This is a genomic window from Vibrio sp. Vb0937, from assembly GCF_033338855.1.
The window spans coordinates 1-1,761 of record NZ_JAWOTK010000112.1 but is presented as its reverse complement, the minus strand read 5'-3'; the positions used below and the strand labels follow the sequence as shown (position 1 = coordinate 1,761).

At 47.6% G+C, this 1,761-nt stretch carries 2 protein-coding genes and 1 pseudogene; 2 read left to right on the top strand and 1 reads right to left on the bottom strand.

Translation table 11 applies throughout. The features are described from left to right. A pseudogene (locus R7P67_RS23580) lies at positions 1-294 on the bottom strand (heme anaerobic degradation radical SAM methyltransferase ChuW/HutW); the annotation flags it as partial. A 163-nt stretch (positions 295-457) separates the two neighbouring features. Between R7P67_RS23580 and R7P67_RS23575 the strand changes: the two are divergent. Together R7P67_RS23575 and R7P67_RS23570 are read left to right on the top strand one after the other, a co-directional pair. Next, positions 458-1,201 (top strand): energy transducer TonB, encoded by a 744-nt coding sequence (locus tag R7P67_RS23575; RefSeq protein ID WP_318086161.1) that lies wholly within the window; start codon positions 458-460, stop codon positions 1,199-1,201. Further along, positions 1,201-1,761, top strand: a 561-nt coding sequence (locus R7P67_RS23570; RefSeq protein ID WP_318086160.1) for a MotA/TolQ/ExbB proton channel family protein, incomplete at its 3' end; no start/stop codon positions are given. The genes R7P67_RS23575 and R7P67_RS23570, both read left to right, overlap by 1 nt.

Sequence of the window (1,761 nt, the reverse complement as noted above, 5' to 3'; positions counted from 1 at the left end):
TAAAGCAGCGAAGTACTCATCGACAAGTTTGCGACTGGCCGCATTCTGAAAGAAGTTACAAAAAGTGCAGCGAACACGGCAAAATGGTACGTGAATGTACAAACAGCGTTTGTTGTTTCTCACGTTTTGGTCAGAAGTAATGCTCGACAAAACCCCTGCTTGTTGAGGTGGCGGTACTGGCACACTCGCTCCGCCAGCATGAGCCGAGTGCTTCTTCACAAAAGCAAATCTCAGGGGGTCAGGGCTATCGCTGCCCAGAACTGATTCGTCAAATTTATCAATATCGACGCTCATATATACTCACTTAAACCCCACCACATAAGGGATAGAGGCTAATCTCAAAAAAAACTGCAAGGATCATAATTTGACCGTAATGATAATGCAATTGATAATTGATCTTATTTCGATTGTAAGTAATAATCGCCTCAAGTTTTCATAGTTCTACCGAGAATAACCCGTGAACGTACAAAGATATGTCATTGCAGGAGGCGCCTCTCTCGTCATTCATGCCGCACTTCTTTTTGTCTCGCAAGAGAACAAAGTGTTCGCAATGCCTGCTGGAAACCCAGCAAGCTCGGTAAGCCTCAACCTTGTATCTGCACCACCACCAACGCTCGAAAAGCCCACACCAGAGAATGTGGAACCACCAAAAGAGCCACAGCCTCAAAAACAGCCTGAGCCTGAAAAGAAGATCGTTAAGAAGCAGGTTGTCAAAAAAGAGGCGGTGAAGAAAAAGGTGGTCGAGAAAAAGCCAGAGCCAATTAAGCAACCTAAGAAAGTGGAACCAACCAAAACGGTTGCCAAGCAAGAAACTCAGCCCAAAGCCGAACCGAAGAAAAAAATAGAACCGGTGAAGAAAGATACGGTTACTCAGCAAACTGCATCAGCGAGCCAATCCAAAGGGGCAACGTCTCAGCCTATTTTGGTCGACAAACCAACGTTTGTGAGTCAACCAACGCAGCCCCGCTATCCAAGGTCTGCGCAAAGACGCGGTATCGAAGGCGCAGCCTTGTATGAGGTATGGCTCGATGAGAATGGCAACCAAATCAAACATGTTTTGCTTGAATCATCTGGCACCGAGTCGCTGGATGCCTCAGCGCTGCGAGCTATTAAACAATGGCAATTTACACCACATATTTTAGGCGGGCTAAAAGTGGCTCACCGAGTACAAATACCAGTTCGTTTTAAGTTGGATGGATAATGGAACAACTACAAGAATTACAAACTCAGTTCGGTCTTATGACATGGCCTTTGATCATTTGCTCAGCACTCACCGTCATGATCATTGCGGAACGACTCTTCCAAGTATTCATCAGTCTTGGCGTTGGAAAAAGTGCCATTCGTCAACATTTGGCCAGTCTAGACCCAACTAACAGCCGAGATATTGAAGCGCTGGCCGATGAGTTGTCGGGCAAGCGTCCCCTGCTTTATCGCGGTGTAGCAATGCTGTTGGCTCACCACGCATACGCTAAATCGCTACGTGAAGACGCGGCGGGCATGTGGCTGCAAGAAAAGCGTCATCAACTGCATTCTGGTCTTCGCCTTCTGACGTTGATCGGCGTGATCAGCCCGCTAATTGGTCTTCTCGGCACAGTATTGGGATTGATTGAGATGTTTAAAGGCATCGCGGTTTCAACTGGGAACATCACACCTAACGATTTGGCTGACGGCTTGGGTTTAGCCATGCGCACAACGGCCGCTGGCTTGATCATCGCCCTACCCGCTATTTCTGGCGCACAAATCATCGGTTTGGGGGCTGAG